Source organism: Pseudomonas sp. PB105, assembly GCF_009764655.1.
Taxonomy (GTDB): Bacteria; Pseudomonadota; Gammaproteobacteria; order Pseudomonadales; family Pseudomonadaceae; genus Aquipseudomonas; species Aquipseudomonas cyclaminis.
In genome coordinates, this window is sequence record NZ_RWIO01000007.1 from 1 (window position 1) to 4052 (window position 4052).

Genomic DNA, 4052 nt, shown 5'->3' on the forward strand with positions numbered 1-4052 from the left:
CAACAGCAACAGCAACAGCAACAGCAACAGCAACAGCAACAGCAACAGCAACAGCAACAGCAACAGCAACAGCAACAGCAACAGCAACAGCAACAGCAACAGCAACAGCAACAGCAACAGCAACAGCGGTGTTCGACTAGAGTCTTCCAACAACAATAAAAGGACGCACCACCATGAAGTCATTCAAACGCACCCTGCTCGCCACGGCCCTGGCCTTGCTCGCCCTGCCGGTCATGGCCGACCCTGCCCACCCGAAAATCGGCTTTTCCATCGACGACCTGCGCCTTGAACGCTGGTCCCGCGACCGTGACTACTTCGTCGCCGCTGCCGAAAAACTCGACGCGAAAGTCTTTGTGCAATCGGCCGATGCCAACGAGCAGAAGCAGATTTCCCAAATTGAAAACCTGATCTCCCGTGGCGTCGACGTCATCGTGATCGTGCCGTTCAACGCCACGGTGCTGACTAACGCGGTGGCCGAAGCCAAGAAAGCCGGGATCAAGGTGGTGTCCTATGACCGCCTGATTCTCAACGCGGACATCGACGCCTACATCTCCTTCGATAACGAAAAAGTCGGCGAAATGCAGGCCGCCGGCGTGCTGCAAGCCGCGCCCAAGGGTAACTACTTCCTGCTCGGCGGCGCGCCCACCGACAACAACGCCAAAGTGCTGCGCGAAGGCCAGATGAAGGTGCTGCAACCGGCCATCGACAAGGGCGATATCAAGGTGGTCGGCCAGCAATGGGTCAAGGAGTGGAACCCCACCGAAGCCCTGAGCATCGTCGAAAACGCCCTGACGCGGAACAACAACAAGATCGACGCCATCGTCGCCTCCAACGACGCCACCGCCGGCGGTGCGATCCAGGCCCTGGCCGCGCAGAAACTCGCGGGCAAGGTGCCGATCTCCGGCCAGGACGCCGACCTCGCCGCAATCAAGCGCGTGATCGACGGCACCCAGACCATGACCGTGTACAAGCCGCTCAAGCTGATCGCCACCGAAGCCGCCAAGCTCTCGGTGCAACTGGCACGCAACGAAAAACCCACCTACAGCTCGCAGTACGACAACGGCAGCAAACAGGTCGACACCATCCTGCTCACCCCGACCCCGCTGACCAAGGCCAATATTGATCTGTTGGAGAAGGATGGGTTCTACACCAAAGAGCAGATTGCCGGGCAGTGACCGCCATGGCCGACTACCTGCTGCAAATGACCGGCATCGTCAAAACCTTTGGCGGTGTCAATGCCCTGAACGGCATCGACATCAGCGTGCGGCCGGGGGAGTGTGTCGGCCTGTGCGGTGAGAATGGCGCGGGCAAATCAACCTTGATGAAGGTGCTGTCGGCGGTCTACCCGTACGGCACCTGGGACGGCGAGATCCTTTGGGATGGGCAGCCGCTCAGGGCCCAGTCCATCAGCGAAACCGAGGCCGCGGGCATCGTGATCATCCACCAGGAGCTGACCCTGGTGCCCGACCTCTCGGTGGCCGAAAACATCTTTATGGGCCACGAGCTGACGTTGCCCGGTGGACGCATGAACTACCCGGCGATGCTCCACCGCGCCGAAGCGCTGATGCGTGAACTCAAGGTGCCGGATATGAACGTCGCCTTGCCGGTGTCGCAATACGGCGGCGGCTACCAGCAACTGGTGGAAATCGCCAAGGCGCTGAATAAAAAAGCGCGCCTGCTGATCCTCGACGAGCCTTCGTCGGCCCTGACCCGTTCGGAAATCGAGGTGCTGCTCGACATCATCCGAGACCTCAAGGCCAAGGGCGTGGCCTGCGTGTACATCTCCCACAAGCTCGATGAAGTGGCGGCGGTGTGCGACACCATTGCGGTGATCCGCGACGGCAAGCACATCGCGACCACGGCCATGGCCGACATGGACATCCCGCAAATCATCACGCAGATGGTCGGGCGGGAAATGAGCAACCTCTACCCCACCGAACCCCATGACATCGGCGAGGTGATTTTCGAAGCGCGCAACGTCACCTGCTATGACGTGGACAACCCCAGGCGCAAGCGTGTCGATGATATTTCCTTCGTGCTCAAGCGCGGCGAAATCCTCGGCATCGCCGGACTGGTCGGCGCCGGGCGCACGGAACTGGTGTCGGCGCTGTTCGGCGCCTACCCCGGCCGCTACAGCGCCGAAGTGTGGCTGGACGGCCAGGTGATCGACACACGCACGCCGCTCAAATCGATCCGCGCCGGGCTGTGCATGGTGCCGGAAGACCGCAAGCGCCAAGGCATCGTTCCCGACCTGGGCGTGGGCCAGAACATCACCCTGGCGATCCTCGACACCTATGCCCATATGACCCGCATCGATGCCGAAGCCGAACTGGGCAGCATCGACCAGCAGATCGCACGCATGCACCTCAAGACCTCCAGCCCGTTCTTGCCGATCACCAGCCTCTCTGGCGGCAATCAGCAAAAGGCCGTGCTGGCAAAAATGCTGATGGCCAAGCCCAAGGTGCTGATCCTCGACGAGCCCACACGCGGGGTCGACGTGGGCGCCAAGTATGAGATCTACAAACTGATGGGCGCGCTGGCGGCCGAAGGCGTGTCGATCATCATGGTGTCTTCGGAACTGGCCGAAGTGCTCGGCGTGTCCAACCGCGTGCTGGTGATCGGCGACGGCCAACTGCGCGGCGACTTCATCAACGAGGGGCTCACCCAGGAACAAGTGCTCGCCGCCGCGCTCAGCCATAACAACAATAATGATCGGAAGACCGCGTAGATGAATCAGGTCAAACAGCTGTTTACCCGCTACAAAATGCTCGCCCTGGTGATCGCCGTGGCGGTGATCTGGCTGTTTTTCAGCTGGCAGACCGAGGGCGGTTTCCTGACACCGCGCAACCTGTCGAACCTGCTGCGCCAGATGGCGATCACCGGGATCCTGGCGTGCGGCATGGTGCTGGTGATTATCAGCGGCGAGATTGATCTGTCGGTGGGTTCGTTGCTGGGGTTGTTGGGCGGGTTGGCGGCGATCCTGGATGTGGTCTACCACATCCCGTTGCTGGCCAATCTCAGCCTGGTGGCGCTGTGCGGGCTGATGATCGGGTTGGCCAACGGCTACATGACGGCCTATCTGCGCATCCCTTCGTTTATCGTCGGATTGGGCGGCATGCTGGCGTTTCGCGGGATTCTGCTGGGGATCACCGGCGGCACCACCATTGCGCCGGTATCGCCGTCGCTGGTGTACGTGGGCCAGGGGTATTTGCCGCACACCGTGGGCGTCGGCCTCGGGATTTTGTTGTTTGCGCTGACGCTGTTCTTGACCTGGAAACAGCGGCGCAACCGTGCGCTGCACGGGCTGGCCGCGCATTCGCTGGTGCGTGATGTGGTGCGCGTCGGGGTGATCGGCGCGGTGCTCGCCGGGTTCGTCACCACCCTCAACAGCTACGACGGCATCCCCGTGCCGGTGCTGCTGTTGCTGGTGCTGCTCGGCGTGTTCAGCTACGTCACCAGCCAGACCGTGTTCGGTCGCCGCGTCTACGCGGTGGGCAGCAACATGGAGGCCACACGCCTGTCGGGCATCAACGTGCAGGCGGTGAAACTGTGGATTTTCGGCATCATGGGGGTGATGTGCGCAGTGGCCGGCCTGGTCAACACCGCACGTCTCGCGGCGGGTTCGCCGTCGGCGGGCAACATGGGCGAACTGGATGCGATTGCGGCGTGCTTTATCGGCGGCACGTCGATGCGCGGTGGCTCGGGCACGGTGTATGGCGCGCTGCTCGGCGCGTTGGTGATTACCAGCCTGGATAACGGCATGTCGATGCTGGATGTGGACAGTTACTGGCAGATGATCGTCAAGGGCAGCATCCTGGTGCTGGCGGTGTGGGTGGACGTGAGTACGCGGGCGGGGCGCAGGTGAGTAATCCCAAGCACACCGCAGGCTAAATGTGGGAGGGGGCTTGCCCTCGAAGACGGTGGGTCGAGAGTGTCAGATTTTTTGTGTTCGGGCCGGTTACGGCCTGCCGTCAGGCAGGCCATCTTTACCAGGTCGGCCTGATAAATCGATCTCCGTACAGAATCGCAAATTGATTCATTGCGTTCTTCCA

General features: G+C 61.5%; 4 protein-coding genes. 3 read left to right on the forward strand and 1 reads right to left on the reverse strand.

Annotation, left to right across the window (positions count from 1 at the left end):
* Nucleotides 1-183, reverse strand: a 183-nt coding sequence (locus EJD88_RS26945) for a hypothetical protein (RefSeq protein ID WP_178117202.1), incomplete at its 3' end; no start/stop codon positions are given.
* Between EJD88_RS26945 and xylF the strand changes: the two genes are divergently transcribed.
* Genes xylF through EJD88_RS01315 form a run of 3 tightly spaced genes read left to right on the forward strand, consistent with a single transcriptional unit; the run spans nt 174 to nt 3865 of the window.
* Nucleotides 174-1175, forward strand: a complete 1002-nt coding sequence (gene xylF / locus EJD88_RS01305; protein WP_099584557.1) for a D-xylose ABC transporter substrate-binding protein — start codon at nt 174-176, stop codon at nt 1173-1175. The genes EJD88_RS26945 and xylF overlap by 10 nt on opposite strands.
* A gap of 5 nt (nt 1176-1180) precedes the next feature.
* Nucleotides 1181-2728 (forward strand): D-xylose ABC transporter ATP-binding protein, encoded by a 1548-nt coding sequence (xylG, locus tag EJD88_RS01310; protein WP_177411523.1) that lies wholly within the window; start codon nt 1181-1183, stop codon nt 2726-2728.
* Complete coding sequence (locus tag EJD88_RS01315; protein ID WP_158876330.1) at nt 2729-3865, forward strand: sugar ABC transporter permease; 1137 nt, start codon at nt 2729-2731, stop codon at nt 3863-3865.
* Nucleotides 3866-4052: the final 187 nt, after the last annotated feature.

What these genes read in the sequence shown, in the direction of transcription:
- xylF (WP_099584557.1), top strand. Translation starts at nt 174, where the DNA reads ATGAAGTCATTCAAACGCACCCTGCTCGCCACGGCCCTGGCCTTGCTC.
- EJD88_RS01315 (WP_158876330.1), top strand. Translation starts at nt 2,729, where the DNA reads ATGAATCAGGTCAAACAGCTGTTTACCCGCTACAAAATGCTCGCCCTG.
- xylG (WP_177411523.1), top strand. Translation starts at nt 1,181, where the DNA reads ATGGCCGACTACCTGCTGCAAATGACCGGCATCGTCAAAACCTTTGGC.